13 protein-coding genes and 1 pseudogene are annotated in these 13,275 nt (G+C 75.6%); 3 read left to right on the plus strand and 11 right to left on the minus strand.

All coding sequences use genetic code 11. The features are described from left to right. The 10 genes and pseudogenes from BLU95_RS04150 to BLU95_RS04200 form a co-directional block, all read right to left on the minus strand. Positions 1 to 957: pseudogene (locus tag BLU95_RS04150) on the minus strand (AraC family transcriptional regulator); the annotation flags it as partial. A gap of 211 nt (positions 958 to 1,168) precedes the next feature. Further along, positions 1,169 to 1,729 carry an anthrone oxygenase family protein gene (locus BLU95_RS04155; RefSeq protein ID WP_093858745.1) on the minus strand — a complete coding sequence of 187 codons (561 nt, stop codon included), beginning with the start codon at positions 1,727 to 1,729 and terminating at the stop codon, positions 1,169 to 1,171. Between the two features lie 139 nt (positions 1,730 to 1,868). Continuing rightward, the gene (locus BLU95_RS04160) at positions 1,869 to 2,732 is read right to left on the minus strand and encodes a Rossmann-fold NAD(P)-binding domain-containing protein (RefSeq protein ID WP_231978273.1); all 864 of its coding nucleotides are present in this window, start codon (positions 2,730 to 2,732) and stop codon (positions 1,869 to 1,871) included. 150 nt (positions 2,733 to 2,882) lie between these two features. After that, positions 2,883 to 3,698, minus strand: a complete 816-nt coding sequence (locus BLU95_RS04165) for a putative protein N(5)-glutamine methyltransferase (protein WP_231978274.1) — start codon at positions 3,696 to 3,698, stop codon at positions 2,883 to 2,885. A 480-nt stretch (positions 3,699 to 4,178) separates the two neighbouring features. Then, on the minus strand, positions 4,179 to 4,625 hold the full coding sequence (locus BLU95_RS04175) for a peptidoglycan-binding domain-containing protein (RefSeq protein ID WP_093858748.1): 447 nt from the start codon (positions 4,623 to 4,625) through the stop codon (positions 4,179 to 4,181). Positions 4,626 to 5,013: 388 nt separating this feature from the next. After that, on the minus strand, positions 5,014 to 5,298 hold the full coding sequence (locus tag BLU95_RS04180; RefSeq protein ID WP_093858749.1) for a hypothetical protein: 285 nt from the start codon (positions 5,296 to 5,298) through the stop codon (positions 5,014 to 5,016). Positions 5,299 to 5,441: 143 nt separating this feature from the next. Continuing rightward, positions 5,442 to 5,675, minus strand: a complete 234-nt coding sequence (locus tag BLU95_RS04185) for a hypothetical protein (protein ID WP_093858750.1) — start codon at positions 5,673 to 5,675, stop codon at positions 5,442 to 5,444. Positions 5,676 to 5,805: 130 nt separating this feature from the next. Next, positions 5,806 to 6,348, minus strand: coding sequence for a DinB family protein (locus tag BLU95_RS04190; protein ID WP_093858751.1), 543 nt, complete (start codon positions 6,346 to 6,348; stop codon positions 5,806 to 5,808). Between the two features lie 208 nt (positions 6,349 to 6,556). Further along, complete coding sequence (locus BLU95_RS04195) at positions 6,557 to 7,471, minus strand: carbohydrate kinase family protein (protein ID WP_093858752.1); 915 nt, start codon at positions 7,469 to 7,471, stop codon at positions 6,557 to 6,559. Positions 7,472 to 7,474: 3 nt separating this feature from the next. Continuing rightward, complete coding sequence (locus tag BLU95_RS04200; protein ID WP_093858753.1) at positions 7,475 to 8,401, minus strand: pseudouridine-5'-phosphate glycosidase; 927 nt, start codon at positions 8,399 to 8,401, stop codon at positions 7,475 to 7,477. Between the two features lie 114 nt (positions 8,402 to 8,515). On the opposite strand from BLU95_RS04200, the gene BLU95_RS04205 reads away from it, so the two are divergent. Next, the gene (locus tag BLU95_RS04205) at positions 8,516 to 9,430 is read left to right on the plus strand and encodes a LysR family transcriptional regulator (protein WP_159424762.1); all 915 of its coding nucleotides are present in this window, start codon (positions 8,516 to 8,518) and stop codon (positions 9,428 to 9,430) included. Between the two features lie 51 nt (positions 9,431 to 9,481). Here the strand turns inward: BLU95_RS04205 and BLU95_RS04210 are convergent, their stop codons facing one another. After that, the gene (locus BLU95_RS04210) at positions 9,482 to 11,056 is read right to left on the minus strand and encodes a S8 family peptidase (RefSeq protein WP_231978275.1); all 1,575 of its coding nucleotides are present in this window, start codon (positions 11,054 to 11,056) and stop codon (positions 9,482 to 9,484) included. Between the two features lie 238 nt (positions 11,057 to 11,294). Here BLU95_RS04210 and BLU95_RS04215 point away from each other — a divergent pair, with 238 nt between their 5' ends. Further along, positions 11,295 to 12,056 carry a Crp/Fnr family transcriptional regulator gene (locus tag BLU95_RS04215; RefSeq protein ID WP_159424763.1) on the plus strand — a complete coding sequence of 254 codons (762 nt, stop codon included), beginning with the start codon at positions 11,295 to 11,297 and terminating at the stop codon, positions 12,054 to 12,056. Then, the gene (locus BLU95_RS42100) at positions 12,053 to 13,249 is read left to right on the plus strand and encodes a hypothetical protein (RefSeq protein WP_159424764.1); all 1,197 of its coding nucleotides are present in this window, start codon (positions 12,053 to 12,055) and stop codon (positions 13,247 to 13,249) included. The genes BLU95_RS04215 and BLU95_RS42100 overlap by 4 nt, the downstream gene beginning before the upstream one ends. Positions 13,250 to 13,275 lie beyond the last annotated feature (26 nt).

Raw genomic sequence — 13,275 nt, forward strand, 5'->3', positions numbered from 1 at the left:
CGCCTCGGCGGAGGCAGCCAGCCGGCGGTGCTCCTGCGGGGTCAGCCCGCGCACCCGCTTGAACGCGGTGCTGAGCGCGAACGCGTCGCCGTACCCGACCCGGCGGGCCACCGCCGCGACGGTGAGCCCAGGGTCGCGCAGCAGGTCCGCCGCCACCGCCAGCCGCCAGTTCGCCAGGTACGCCATCGGCGGCTCGCCGACCAGCGCGGTGAACCGCCGGGCCAGGCCCGCCCGGGAGACCCCGACCTCGGTGGCGAGCGCAGCCACCGTCCACGGCCGGGCCGGATCGTCGTGCAGCAGCCGCAGCGCCGGGCCCACCACCTCGTCCGCCTGGGCGCGCAGCCAGCCGGGCGCCGAACCGTCCGGGGCGGCGAGCCAGCTCCGCAGCACCCCGACCACCAGCAGGTCCAGCAGCCGGTCCAGCACCACCTCCTGCCCCGGCTCGGCACGGGTGACCTCGGTGGCGAGCAACCGGACCAGGGTGTCCTCGGTGGTGTCCGCCCCGGCGGGCCGCACCAGCAGTGTCGGCAGGTGGCCCAGCAGCCGGCGGCCGATCTCGTGCTCGGCCAGGTAGGTGCCGGACAGCATCACCGAGGGGCGGTCGTCGTCCGGCCGGGTCTCTCCCCAGGTCCGCACGCCGAGCGCCATCGAGGTGGCCACACTGGCGCCGTCCCGGGAGCAGATCTGCCCGGGGCCGATCAGGATGTCCGGCTCGCTCCGCGGGTGGTCGGCGACCGTGTAGGCCTCCGGCCCGCGCAGCAGGGCGAGGTCCCCCGGCCGCACCAGGACCGGATCCGCCCCGTCCGGGAGGATCCAGGCCTCACCGTCCAGCATGGTGATCAGCGACAGCGGTGCGCGGTCCTCGATCCGCAGGGCCCAGGGCGCGCTGAGGACGGAGCGCAGCAGGAACGCGCCGCGCGCCTTGGGGCCGTCGAGCAGCCCGGTCAGGGTGTCCATGAGGGGACAGCCTAGACGCGGCGGTGGTCCGGGTGCCGGTGACGTCGGTCGGACCGGGCACAGGTGACGGGCGGTCAGCGGCTCGCGGACGGTCCACCGGCCCGGGGCCGACCAACCCTCGGCGGCCGGGCCCGCGGCGGGAAGGCCCGCGGCGGGAAGGCCCACGGCCGCCGGGCCCACGGTGGGGAGGCCGACCGCCGACGGCCCCCCGTCAACGGGACCCCGGGCGGCGGTGCAGCAGCAGCGCGCGGGTGAGGGCGACGGCGGCGGCCGTGCAGAGCACCGTGCGGGCGATGTTGGCCGTGGTCCAGGTCGGCTCGAAGGCGGCGCGCACGGCGGCGAGGTCGGTGACGGCGGCCGGGTCGCCGGCCGCGGCGAGGCGGTCGTTGAGCGGGACGTTGACGGCGGAGGTGAGGACGAGCGCGGCGAGGTAGAGCAGGGAGGCCACCGCCGTCCACAGGGTGGCGGCGCGCTGCCCGGAGCGGTGCAGCAGCCAGGTGCCGACGGCCGGCAGGGCCAGGGCGCCGGCGAAGACCGCCCCGAAGACCGGATTGAGGATGGACGCGTTGATGTGCTGCATCGCGGTCACGAAGGTGCGGTCGTCGCCGGCGGCGAGGCCGGGCATGACGGCGACGTCGAAGGCGAAGAAGAGGCCGGCCATCAGGCCGGTCGCGGCGGTGGCGGCGGCCAGCACCGGTCCGACGGCGCGGGAGGCGGTGGTGGTCGCGGCGGCGAGGTCACGGACGGGGGCGGCACCGAGGGCGGCGGACATGGCGGGCTCCGGAGGATGTGGAGGGCGGTCGAGGGCACGGAGTGGCGGCGGGCGGTCCGGGGATCGCGGTGAACGGATCCCCGGACCGGGAGAGGCGGCAGGACTGGGCGGGGGGCAGGGCCGGGCGGGGCCGGAGGGTTCAGACGTTCCAGACACCGGTCGCCGCGGCGGCCCGCGCGTAGTCCGCGAAGTCCCTCGCCGGGCGGCCGAGCGCGCGCCGGACGCCGTCCGCCAGATGGGCGTTGCGTCCGTCCAGGACCATCGAGAAGAGGTCGGCGAACTCGCCGGGCAGGCCGACGGTGGCCAGCAACGCGCGGTACTCCTCCAGGGAGACGGCCGTGAACCGGATCTCGCGCCCGGTGGCCGCCGACAGTTCGGCGGCCACGTCCGCGAAGGAGAGCAGGCGCGGCCCGGTCAGCTCGTACACCTCGCCGTCGTGGCCGTCCTCGGTGAGCGCCGCCGCGGCGACCTCCGCGATGTCGTCGACGTCGACGAACGGCTCGACGGCGACCCCGGTCGGCAGCGCCAGTTCACCGGCGAGCACCGGCTCCAGGAAGAAGCTCTCGGAGAAGTTCTGGTCGAACCAGGCGCAGCGGACCACGGTCCAGCCGGTACCGGCCTCGGCGACCGCCGCCTCGGCCGCCTGCGCCGCCTCCTCGCCGCGTCCCGAGAGCAGGACCAGGCGGCCGACGCCCGCCTTGGCGGCCCGCCGGGCGAAGGCGCCGACGGTCTCCACCGCGCCGGGGAAGGCGAGGTCGGGGTAGTAGGCGAGGTAGGCGGCGCCGACGCCCTCCAGAGCGGCGTCCCAGGTGGTGTCGTCCTCCCAGTCGAACGGGATCGGTGCGGTGCGCGAGCCGATCCGGGCGGTGTGGCCGAGGGCGGTGAGGCGCTCGGCGACCCGTCGGCCGGTCTTGCCGGTCCCGCCGGTGACCAGGACGGTCCGGGCGGCGGTGGGAGTGGTGGTGGCGGCGGGCTGCTGGTTGCTGTTCGTGTTCTCGTTCATGGGCATCAGTCAACTCCGCGCGCCACCGCGCCGACATGGTCCTCGCGCTCAGCCGCATGTGTGCGCGTCTACGGCACCGCGGGGGCGTCCGGGCCGGACCTCCGCCGTGGGGCCGGACCGCGGCCGGCCGCCGCGGTCCGGCCCGGGTGGCTACGGCGTCCCGAGCGGCGGCCGCACGGCCGTCACCACCGTGGCGTCGAGGTCCTCGTCGTGGCCCAGGGCTGCGGTGAGCCCGGCCGCCGTGACCACCCCGAGGGCCGCTCCGGCCTGCTGGTCGCTGGTCTCGAACAGCAGCGCACCGCCCGGGGCCAGCCAGTGCGGGGCCTCGGCGGCGACCCGGCGCAGTACGTCGAGGCCGTCGGCGCCGCCGTCCAGGGCCGGCCGGGCCTCGTGCACCCGGGCCTCGGCCGGAAGGAACTCGATGTCGGCGGTGGGCACGTAGGGGACGTTGGCGAGCAGGACGTCCACCCGGCCGCGCAGGCGGGTCGGCAGGGCGTCGAAGAGGTCGCCCTCGAACACCTCGGCACCGGGGGCCGCGGACCCGGCCAGGTTGCGGCGGGCGCAGCGCACGGCGGCCGGGTCGACGTCGGCCGCGCACAGCCGGACGGGGTGGCCGGCCGTCGCGGCGAGCGCCGCGCCGAGGGCTCCGCTGCCGCAGCACAGATCGACGACCTGCGCGTGCTCGCGCGCGAGCGCGGCGGCGGTGCGGACCAGGAACTCGCTGCGCCGCCGGGGCACGAACACCCCGGGGTCGACGGCGATCCGCAGACCGGCGAACTCGGCCCAGCCGACGACGTGTTCGAGCGGACGGCCGGCGGCGCGGTCGCGGACCATGGCGGCGAGCCGGGCGGGGGTGTCGGCGGCGGAGAGCAGGATGCGTGTCTCGTCCTCGGCGAAGACGCAGCCGGCGGCACGCAGCCTGGCGGTCACGGAGGAGCGGAGGGAGGCGGACGGGTGGACAGGCAAGGGAACCCCTAGGAGCACAGGTGGGAGGACGTCGTCCGACCCGGGGCTCTCCGCGCACATCTCGCCGGACGGCGGACGCTCCCACGCGGTACGGCCGGCTTCAGGGCCGGGCGTGCACCTGTGCGGGGGCGCCGTGGTCACGGCCGGGGAGCACCCGATCCGGCACAGCGGTCATGGGTTCTCACCTCCCCGTTCTTCGTGTTCCGCTACGGCGTCCGTCACCCTACCGCAACCGGCGCGGGCCGGGCGTACGGTCCGCCGACGGGTGGCGGCGGACGGTACGCCCGGCTCCGGAGGCCCGGGGTCCCGGGGTCCCGGAGGCCCGGGGTCCCGGGGTCCCGGGGTCCCGGAGGCCCGGGGTCCCGGGGTCCCGGGGTCCCGGGGTCCCGGGGTCCCGGGGTCCCGGGGTCCCGGGGGTTCGGGGTCCCGGGGGTTCGGGGCCCAACTGCCCAACTGCCCGGCGGCCGGGCGGCCCGGCGGTCAGATGCCGTCGGCGAAGCTCTTGAACGCCGCCCGGGTACCGGCACCGGCGATGCCGTCGATCGCACCGCTGTAGCCCCAGCCGCCGTCCTTCAGCAGCCGCTGCAGCGCCTTGACCGTCTCGGTGCCGGGGATGCCGTCGATGGCTCCGGGGTAGCCCCAGAACTGCTTGAGGTTGCGCTGGAACGCCTTCCAGCTCTCGGTGCCGAGCTGCCCGTCGATGGCGCCGTTGTAACCCCAGTTCTGCTTCAGCCAGTTCTGCACGTTCCCGGCCTGCGCGGAGCTGAGCCCGAAGTTCTGGACGGCGCGCACGGCCGGCGCGGCCGCGACGGAGGTGGTGGTGGCGGCGGCGGTGGTGGCCGCGCCACCGACGGCCAGGCCACCGACAGCGATGCCGAGGGCCAGGCCGAGGGCGACGAGCGGCCTCGTCGTCGTGATGGATCGCATGGGGTGCTCCCCTTCGAGCGGAGGGACGGCCGACGCCCGGACGCACACGGATGCGGATGCCCAGCGTGTCCGGTCGGTCACCGTAAGTTTCGGTCCGACACTAACCATCGGCACCCCGCGGGGTCGAGCGGGTATCCGGCCACCCGGCGACGGGCGACACGCGCACGCGGAGGCCCCCGACACCCGCCACACACGCCCGCGGGCCCGGCCGCCGAAGGGTCCCGGACCTCGCACGAGAATGGCCGGTTCGTGCCCGGAGCATCACGGGCGCGCGAACGGGGCGCGCGCCGCAGGTGGTTCACCGACCGCACGCGGCGGCGCCGCCCGCCCCGGCCCGTGCGGGCGGGACGGGCGGCGCCGTCGCTGTGCGGTTGTCGGTGGGCGACCGTCAGAAACGGCGACCCGACTCGCGCTCGGACTTCTCCAGCTGGTCGATCCGGCGCTGGATGGCGTTGGCCTCGGCCCGGGCCTTGGCGGCCTCGGCGTGGGCGCCGTAGTGGTCCAGGGTGGCGGCCTTCTGGCGCAGGTCGGAGACCTGCTGACGCAGCTGGTTGATGTTCACCTTGATCGAACCGGCCGCGGCGGGCTGGGCGGTGGCGACCTGGGCCACGGTGGCCAGGCCGCCGCCGGCCAGGACGGCGGTCAGGACGAGGGCGGGAATGCGTCGACGCATGGTGCTTCCTTACGGTCGTGCGAGGTTCACTGACGGGACATCACGCGATAACCCGTCAGTAACATCATTACATGATCTTGACCTTCGACTGCATCCGGCCCACCCGGGCGACGCCCCCGCACGGGCCCGCAACAGGCCCTGCCTCAGCGGGTCGTGGGCGCACCGTCCTCCGGCTGGACGGCGCAGACGGCACTCGTGGTCGCACCCGCGAAACCGAGCAGACTCCCCAGCATCTGGCGGCAGACGGCGGCCTCCTTCGCGTTGTGCGGGCCCTCGGCGGCGGCCGGCTGCGCGGTGGCGAGCGGCAGCGCGAGCAGGGGGGCGGCGAGCAGCAGAACGGAGCCGACGGCCCGGGCGGCGGACTTGGCGAAGGTCATGACGAACCCCTTTCGGGTGGCGATGGGACGAGCCATTGAGTACCCGACCCGTCGCCCCCGCCGTCGGACCCTGCGCCGTTGGTGAGCGTGTCCCGGACAACGGGGCACGCCCACCGCGGGCGGGGCGGCCTCAGCCCATGGTCTTGGCGCCGTCCAGCGACTCCCGCAGGATGTCGGCGTGACCCGCGTGCTGCGCGGTCTCGGCGATCACGTGGAGCAGGACCCGGCGGGCGGACCAGCGGGCGTCCGCCTCGAACCACGGGGCCTTCGGCAGCGGGTGCGAGGCGTCGAGATCGGGCAGCACGGCGATCAGCTCGTCCGTGCGGCGGGCCGTCTCGGCGTAGTCGGCGAGCACGCCCGCGAGCGTCTCGCCGGGCAGCAGCTTGAACTCGTCCGTGCGGCGCTCGAGGTCCTCCTGGGTCATGTTCGCGAAGTCGGGCATCGCGGAGGGGCCCTCGAGGATGAAGTCCACCCAGGTGCGCTCGCAGTTCGTCACGTGCTTGACGAGACCGCCCAGACACAGTTCGCCGGCGGTGGTCCGGCGCGCGGCCTGCTCGTCCGTCAGGTCCCGGGTGGTGAAGCGCAGGAACTCGCGCTGCTTGGTGAACTGCTCCAGCAGGTCGGCGCGCTCGCCGGTGGCCGCGACGGTGGTGGTGGTCGTGGTGCCGTTCATGGTGCTCCGCCTTCGTGGTTGCCGTGGTGCGTCGGGCCGTTCCGTCCGACGTGGACCACGATAGGAGCCGTGTAGGTCAGGTCATGACCTAGATCGCGGCGCCCCGGCATCGCTGCCTTCCCCGGCCGCACCCCGACCGCCCGCCCGGTCCGCCCTGGTCGCGGGTGCGACGGGAACGGACCTGGCGGGCCGGGGACGGCGCCCCGGTTCAGTCCTCCGTGCAGGAGGCCCCGGGCGAGGCCAGCACCCGCGCCGCGCAGCGGTGGCCGCGCGCCGCCGCCTCGCGCAGGCCCGGCGCTCCCTGCGCACCCGGCTCGGCCCCCGTCAGCCGCGCGTCCAGGAACGCCGCGAGGAACCCGGCCGCGAAGGCGTCGCCCGCACCGGTGAGGTCGCGGACCTCGCCCACCGGCGGGACCGGCACGGTGACCGGGGCCGAGCCCGGCACGTCGATCGTGGTCGCCTCCGCCCCCGACTTGGTGACCACCGTGGTGGCCCCCAGCCGGGCCCGCTCCGGACCGGGCCGCCCGTCGACGAGCAGCCCCAGGTAGGCGGACTCGGAGCGGTTGGCGAACAGCAGGGTCGGCGCCAGCTGCTCGGCGAGGGCCAGGAAGCGCTCGCGGCCGAAGCCCTCCAGCATCCCGGTGGAGGAGGCGTCCAGGGAGGTCGTCCCACCGGCCGAGCGGACCCGGCGCAGCGCGTCGACGGCGGTCGTGCCGACCGGTTCGCCGTCGAAGGAGTAGGCGGGCACGTGCAGATGGGTCAGGCCGTCCAGCCAGGCGTCCGGGACGGTCTCCAGCAGGGTGGCCGCGCCCCGGTCGGGCAGCATGGTGCGCTCGCCCGCGTCGTCGATCAGCACCACGATGCTGCCGGTGCGGCCCCGGTGCGCGACCCGCACGTCCACACCGTGGCCGGCCAGTTCGGCGGCCAGGCCGCCGCCGGCCGGGTCGTCGCCGACGCAGCCGAGGAAGCGGACCGGGCACTGCCCGGCGGCGAAGGCCGCGACGTTCGCGGCGCTGCCGCCGCGCTGCCGGAAGACCCGGGCGGCCGAGTCCGTGCCGTGCCGCAGCGGTCCGGCCACCCAGACGACGACGTCCTCCACGAGGTCGCCGAGCACTCCCAGCACCGGTCAGCCCTCGTTCCGGGCGGCGGCCAGCGCGGTGGCGATCTCCCCGCCGAGGCGGACGTTGCCCCGGTAGACCTCGATGTTCACGTCCAGGCTGCGGCCCTCGGTGTCGCGCTGGATGAAGTCGAGCAGGAACGGCGTGGCGGCGTTGCCCTTGATGCCCCGGGTGTCGGCCTCGGCCCAGGCGCGGGCCAGCAGGGCGTCGAGCTCGCGCGGCGGGAGCTGCTTGTCCGGGTCGACCGGGTTGGCGATCAGCACGGCCTGCGGCAGGTCGAGGCCGTCCCGGGCCTCGATCACCCGCGCCGCCTCCTCCGGGGTGTCGACCCGGTAGGCGATCTCGTGGCCGGAGTCGGTGACGTAGAAGCCGGGGTAGCGGCGGGTGCGGTAGCCGATGACGGGGATGTTGAGGGTCTCGAAGCGCTCCAGGGTGGCCCGGATGTCGAGGATCGACTTCACACCGGCGCTGATCACGGTCACCGGGGTGGCGGCCAGGGTGGTCAGGTCGGCGGACTCGTCGAAGCTCTCGGAGGCGCCGAAGTGGACGCCGCCGAGGCCGCCGGTGGAGAAGACCCGCACGCCGGCCCGGTGGGCGAGGAAGGCCGTCGCGGCGACGGTGGTACCGCCGTGCCGGCCGAGCGCCGCCACCACCGGGAGGTCGCGCAGGCTCGCCTTGTCGAGGCCCTCGGCCGCCGACAGCTCCTCGATCTGCGCCGTGGACAGGCCGACCGTCGGCACGCCCGCGTGGACGCCGATGGTGGCCGGGACGACGCCGGTGGCGCGCAGCCGCTGCTCCGCCTCCAGCGCGACCTCCAGATTGCGCGGCCGGGGCAGCCCGTGGGTGAAGATCGTCGACTCCAGGGCGACCACGGGGGCGCCGGCGGCGACGGCCTCGGCGACTTCCTGGGAGATGCGGATGGGCAGTCCGGTCATGGCGTTCGCTCCCTGTGAGGCTGCCACCACGGTGTGGCAGCGGTGGGCTCAGCCTAGGGAGCGATCACATCGGGATCCAGAATGAATACCGGCCCTTCTCATAGACTCCGGACTATGAGTCGGGCTACGAGTCTCACCCTGCGCCAGCTGGAGGTCTTCCTCGCGGTGGCCGACACCCTGCACTTCGGCCGGGCGGCCGAACGCCTGCACATCTCCCAGCCGACGGTCAGCCAGGAGGTCGCCCGGCTGGAGCGGACGGTCGGGGTGGAGCTGTTCGACCGCAGCCGCCGGTCCGTGCGGCTGACCTCGGCCGGGGAGGTGATGGCCGCCGAATCGGCCCGGCTGCTGGAGCAGGCCGGCACGCTGCTCGCCCGGGTGCGGCTGCACGAGGAGACCAGGCTCGGCACGGCGCGGATCGTCGCCTCCCCGACCGTGGTCAACCGGCTGCTGCCGGCCGTGGTGAGCCGGGCCGAGCGCGAGCTGCCCGAACTCGTCCTGGCCGAACTCTCGGTGGACACCGGCCGGGTGTCCGCCACCCTGGCGGGCGAACTCGCCGACCTCGGCCTCGGCCGCTTCCTCGACGACGTCCCCGGCTACCGGCGGGAGCGGATCGCCGACGAGCCGGTGCACGTCGCCCTCAGCCGGGACCATCCGCTGGCGGGGCGGGACGCCGTCCGGCTGGACGAGCTCGGCGACCTGCCGCTGCTGCTGTGGCCGCGCGAACAGAGCCCGCGCTACTACGACCACGTCCTGGGGCTGTGCGCCGAACGCGGGGTGGAGCCGCCGGTCCTGGTCGGCCCGGCCCGGATCGTCGGCTCCCGGCTCTACCTGCTGTCGCAGAGCCGGGCCTTCTCCCTCGTGCCCGCCTCGATGACCGGCCACCTCACCGGGGACGTGGTCACGGTGCGGCTGGCGGGCCGGGCCACGCTCCCGCTGGAGCTCCAGTGGCGCCTGGACGACCGCCGTCCCGGGCTCGCCGCGCTGCGCGAGCTGGTCCGGGAGGAGGCGGCCGCCCTGGAGACCTGCTGAGCGCCCGGCCGGGCGGTGGCCGGAACCGCCGGCCGCCCGGCCGGGCGCCGGTCAGAACCGGAGCGACCAGCTGTTGATCGTGCCCGGGAAGTAGCCGCCGACGTCGGTCACCCGCAGCCGCCAGACCCCGGCCGCCGTGTGCGCGGAGGCGTCCACACCGAACAGGCCGACGAAGTTCGAGTAGGCCTCGCCGATGTCGGTGTCGTGCAGCAGGAACGCCGCGCCGTCCGGGGCGACCAGTTCCACCTTGAGGTCGCCGCGCCACCAGTAGTCGATGTCCACGGCCACGTCCAGGTCGCGCGGGGCCTTCCCCGCGACGCCGGTGACGGTGACCGGGGAGACGAAGGTGCCCTTCCCGTCGAAGGTCACCGGCGCCGGCTGGGCGAACAGCGGGCCGCGCGGTCGGTTCGGCACCGTGCCGGTGTACAGCAGCCGGTCCGGGGAACCCTGGCCGAGCTCGCGCAGCGAACCGACGGTCGCCGCCGAGGTCAGGGCCGCGGACACCTGGGCGGGCGTGGCGGCCGGGTGGGACGACAGGTACAGCGCGGCGGCCCCCGCCGCGTGCGGGGCCGCCATCGAGGTGCCCGACATCTCGACCCCGAAACCACCGAGGTCGCTCACGTACCAGGCCGAGGTGATGGCCACACCGGGCGCGTAGAAGTCCACCAGCGGGCCGTAGTTGGAGAAGTACGCCTGGGTGTCGTCGCGGTCGGTCGCGCCGACGGTGATGGCGCTGGGCACCCGGGCCGGGGAGTGCTCGTTCGCGTCGACGCTCTGGTTGCCGGCCGCGACGGTGTAGGTCAGGCCCGTGGCGATCGAGCCCGCCACCGCCGCGTCCAGTGCCGGGTCGGGCTCGCTGCCGAGGCTCATGTTGACCACCGCCGGACGGACGGCGTGCCTGGTCACCCAGTCGATCCCGGCCACCACCTGCTCGGTGGTGCCCTCGCCGTCGTCGTTCAGCACCCGGACCGAGACGATCTTCGCGGCCTTGGCGACACCGAACGAACTGCTCGCCACCGTGCCCGCGACGTGCGTGCCGTGGCCGTAGCCGTCGTCCGCGACGTCGTCGCCGTCGATCGCGTCGTAGCCGTACGAGGCCCGCCCCTCGAACTCCTCCGAGGTGATCCGCACCCCGGTGTCGATGATGTACGCCGTCACCCCTGCGCCTGCGGTGTCCGGGTAGCTGTAGCGGTCGTCGTAGGGGAAGCGCCGCTGGTCGATCCGGTCCAGCCCCCAGGAGCCCGGCGAGGTCTGCACGCCGTCCGCCCGCACCCGGCGGTTCTGCGAGACGACCGCCACCGACGGGTCGGCGGCCAGCCGGCGCGCCTGCCGGGGCGTCAGCGCGGCCGAGAAGCCGGGCAGTGCCGCGTCGAAGCTACGGCGCACCGTGCCGCCGTACGAGCGGGCCAGCGCCGCCGCCCTGTCCGCGAGCTGACTGCGCTGCGCGGCGGCCGGCTCGAGCACCACCAGATAGGTGCCGGGGACGGCCTCCGAGGAGCCCTCTCCCTGCACGATCCCCTCGGGCGCCGCCGCCGAGGCGGGGAGCGCCCCACCGGCGCCGATCGACAGCGCGACGGCCGCGCCGAGCACCGCGCAGATCCTGCGCGGGCGTATTCCTGAGAACACCGTCCTACCCCCTCCGGTCCGAGGCCCGGAACCCGGCGCCTCGCTCCCCCAAATCCTGACGCATCGTCAACCAACCGACAACGTAAAGAGGTTGTGCTTCGTCGGCGACCGAACCCGGACCCGGGCGGACCGGATGCGCACGGCGCTCCGGGACTGACACCGCGGCGGGCGGTGCGCTATGTTCCGTACGGAATCGCCCCGGTCGGGGCGGGTTGCCGACCGGGTGGGGGCAGGCAGCATGGACAGCTCGCGCGACCGGACCGGGGCGGCGGGGCGGGCAAGACCCGGCACCGCCCCGGTCGTTCCCTTCGAACGCGGCCCGTTCACCGGGCTCGGCACCGACGACCTGCGGACCCTGCACGGCCTGGGCACCAGACGGGTCTACTCGCACAACGAGGCCCTGATGATCGAGGGCGAGCCCGGCGACCGGGTCGTCGTCCTGCTGAGCGGCTGGGTGAAGGTCGTGGCCGCCACCGAGGACGGCGGCGAGGCCCTGCTCGCCATCCGCCAGCCCGGCGAACTCGTCGGTGAACTGGCCGTCCTGGACGGCGAACCGCGCTCCGCCAGCGTGCTCGCCGTCCGCACCAGCACCACCAGGGAGATCGGCGCCGCCGCCTTCCTCGACTTCCTCGCCGACCGCCCCGCCGCCGCGCTCGCGCTGCAGCGCTCCGTCACCCGCAAACTCCGCCTGGCCACCCGCTACCGGATCGACGTCGGCCACGGCACCGGCCTCGCCCGGCTCGCCCGCACCCTGCTCATCCTGCTCGACTCCTGCGGCGTGCCCACCGAACAGGGTTCGCGGATCGACATCCCGCTCAGTCACGCCGACCTGGCGGCGCTCGCCCGGCTGTCCGCCGCCAGCGTCGAACGCTCCCTGCGCACCCTCCGGGACCAGGGCGCCGTCCGCACCGGCTACCGCGGGCTCGTCGTCCGGGACCGCGCCCCGCTCGCCGCGGCGGCCGGACTCGCGCTCCCCGCCGACCGGGGCGGCCGGGCATGAGCGGCGCCCTCTCCCCCAGGCTGCGCCGGGTCGTCCTGGTCGTCGACATCGAGGCGTACGGCGGCCGGCCCTACTGGGTGCAGCAGGCCGTCCAGGAGCGGCTGGACCGCGCCCTGGACCACGCCTGCGGGCGGGCCGGCGTCGACCGGGCGCGCTGCGAGGCCCAGGACCGGGGCGACGGGCAGCTGCTCCTGCTGCCGCCCGACGTCGACGAGGCCAAGGCGCTGCCCGGTCTCGTCCTCGGCCTGCGCGACGCCCTGCACACCCTCAACCGGGCACCCGGGACGGCGGGACGGCTCCGGGTCCGGGCTGCCCTCGCCCAGGGCGGGGTGCAGCGCGCCGCCCTGGGGTACGTGGCCCGCGCCGTGGAGACGGCCTGCCGACTGCTCGACTGCGAGCACGCCCGGTCCGCGCTCAAGGACACGCCGGACACCGATCTGGCGCTCGTGGTCACCGACGACCTGTTCGCGGACGCCTTCGCTGCGGGCGCCGGCGGCCTCCCCGTGGACGACTTCACGAGCGTCACGGTGGCCGTCCCGGCGAAGCGCTTCAAGACGAAGGCCTGGCTCGGCACACCCCGGCACGGCGCGCTGGTGGTGCTCCCCCCGCCGTCCGCGCCCGGCACCCCGCGCCGGGACCGGCGCTCGGCGCTGCTGCGCGGCCTCGGCGACGCCGCCGCCGGGATCGCCCTCGGCGCGACCCCGCCGGCCCGCCACCACGACGACCCGCCGCCGCACCACGACGGGGACCCCGACGGGCACCACGGGCACCACGACCACGGGCACCAGGACCACGGCCGGCACGGCGGGGACGGGCACGGGCACGGCGACCACGACGGGGAGCACGGCCACGACGCGCACGGCGGTGACCACGACGGCGGTGACCACGACGGCGGTGACCACGACGGCTACGGGGACGAGCCGCACGGGCGGCACGGCGGGCAGCACTCCCCCCACCAGGACGGGACGCCGCTCCACGAGGACACCTGGCACCACGACGGCTGGGGCACCGACGCCTGGTCCACCGACCCGCACCACCACGGCCCCCACCACGAGGACACCGGCACCCCGTACGGCGAGGACCACGGCGGCCACGACGGGCAGCACGGCGACCACCACGACCCCTTCGCCTCCCCGGACCACCCCGACCACGACCCCGGCGCCGGCCACTGGTGGCACGGCCCGCACCACTGAGCGCCGGTCAGAACGCCCGGCCCCGG

This window comes from Streptomyces sp. TLI_053 (genome assembly GCF_900105395.1).
GTDB lineage: Bacteria > Actinomycetota > Actinomycetes > Streptomycetales > Streptomycetaceae > Kitasatospora.

What these genes read in the sequence shown, in the direction of transcription:
- BLU95_RS04180 (WP_093858749.1), bottom strand. Translation starts at nt 5,298, where the DNA reads ATGCGTCGACGCATTCCCGCCCTCGTCCTGACCGCCGTCCTGGCCGGC.
- BLU95_RS04155 (WP_093858745.1), bottom strand. Translation starts at nt 1,729, where the DNA reads ATGTCCGCCGCCCTCGGTGCCGCCCCCGTCCGTGACCTCGCCGCCGCG.
- BLU95_RS04175 (WP_093858748.1), bottom strand. Translation starts at nt 4,625, where the DNA reads ATGCGATCCATCACGACGACGAGGCCGCTCGTCGCCCTCGGCCTGGCC.
- BLU95_RS04160 (WP_231978273.1), bottom strand. Translation starts at nt 2,732, where the DNA reads ATGAACGAGAACACGAACAGCAACCAGCAGCCCGCCGCCACCACCACT.
- BLU95_RS42100 (WP_159424764.1), top strand. Translation starts at nt 12,053, where the DNA reads ATGAGCGGCGCCCTCTCCCCCAGGCTGCGCCGGGTCGTCCTGGTCGTC.
- BLU95_RS04200 (WP_093858753.1), bottom strand. Translation starts at nt 8,401, where the DNA reads ATGACCGGACTGCCCATCCGCATCTCCCAGGAAGTCGCCGAGGCCGTC.
- BLU95_RS04205 (WP_159424762.1), top strand. Translation starts at nt 8,516, where the DNA reads ATGAGTCGGGCTACGAGTCTCACCCTGCGCCAGCTGGAGGTCTTCCTC.
- BLU95_RS04215 (WP_159424763.1), top strand. Translation starts at nt 11,295, where the DNA reads ATGGACAGCTCGCGCGACCGGACCGGGGCGGCGGGGCGGGCAAGACCC.
- BLU95_RS04185 (WP_093858750.1), bottom strand. Translation starts at nt 5,675, where the DNA reads ATGACCTTCGCCAAGTCCGCCGCCCGGGCCGTCGGCTCCGTTCTGCTG.
- BLU95_RS04190 (WP_093858751.1), bottom strand. Translation starts at nt 6,348, where the DNA reads ATGAACGGCACCACGACCACCACCACCGTCGCGGCCACCGGCGAGCGC.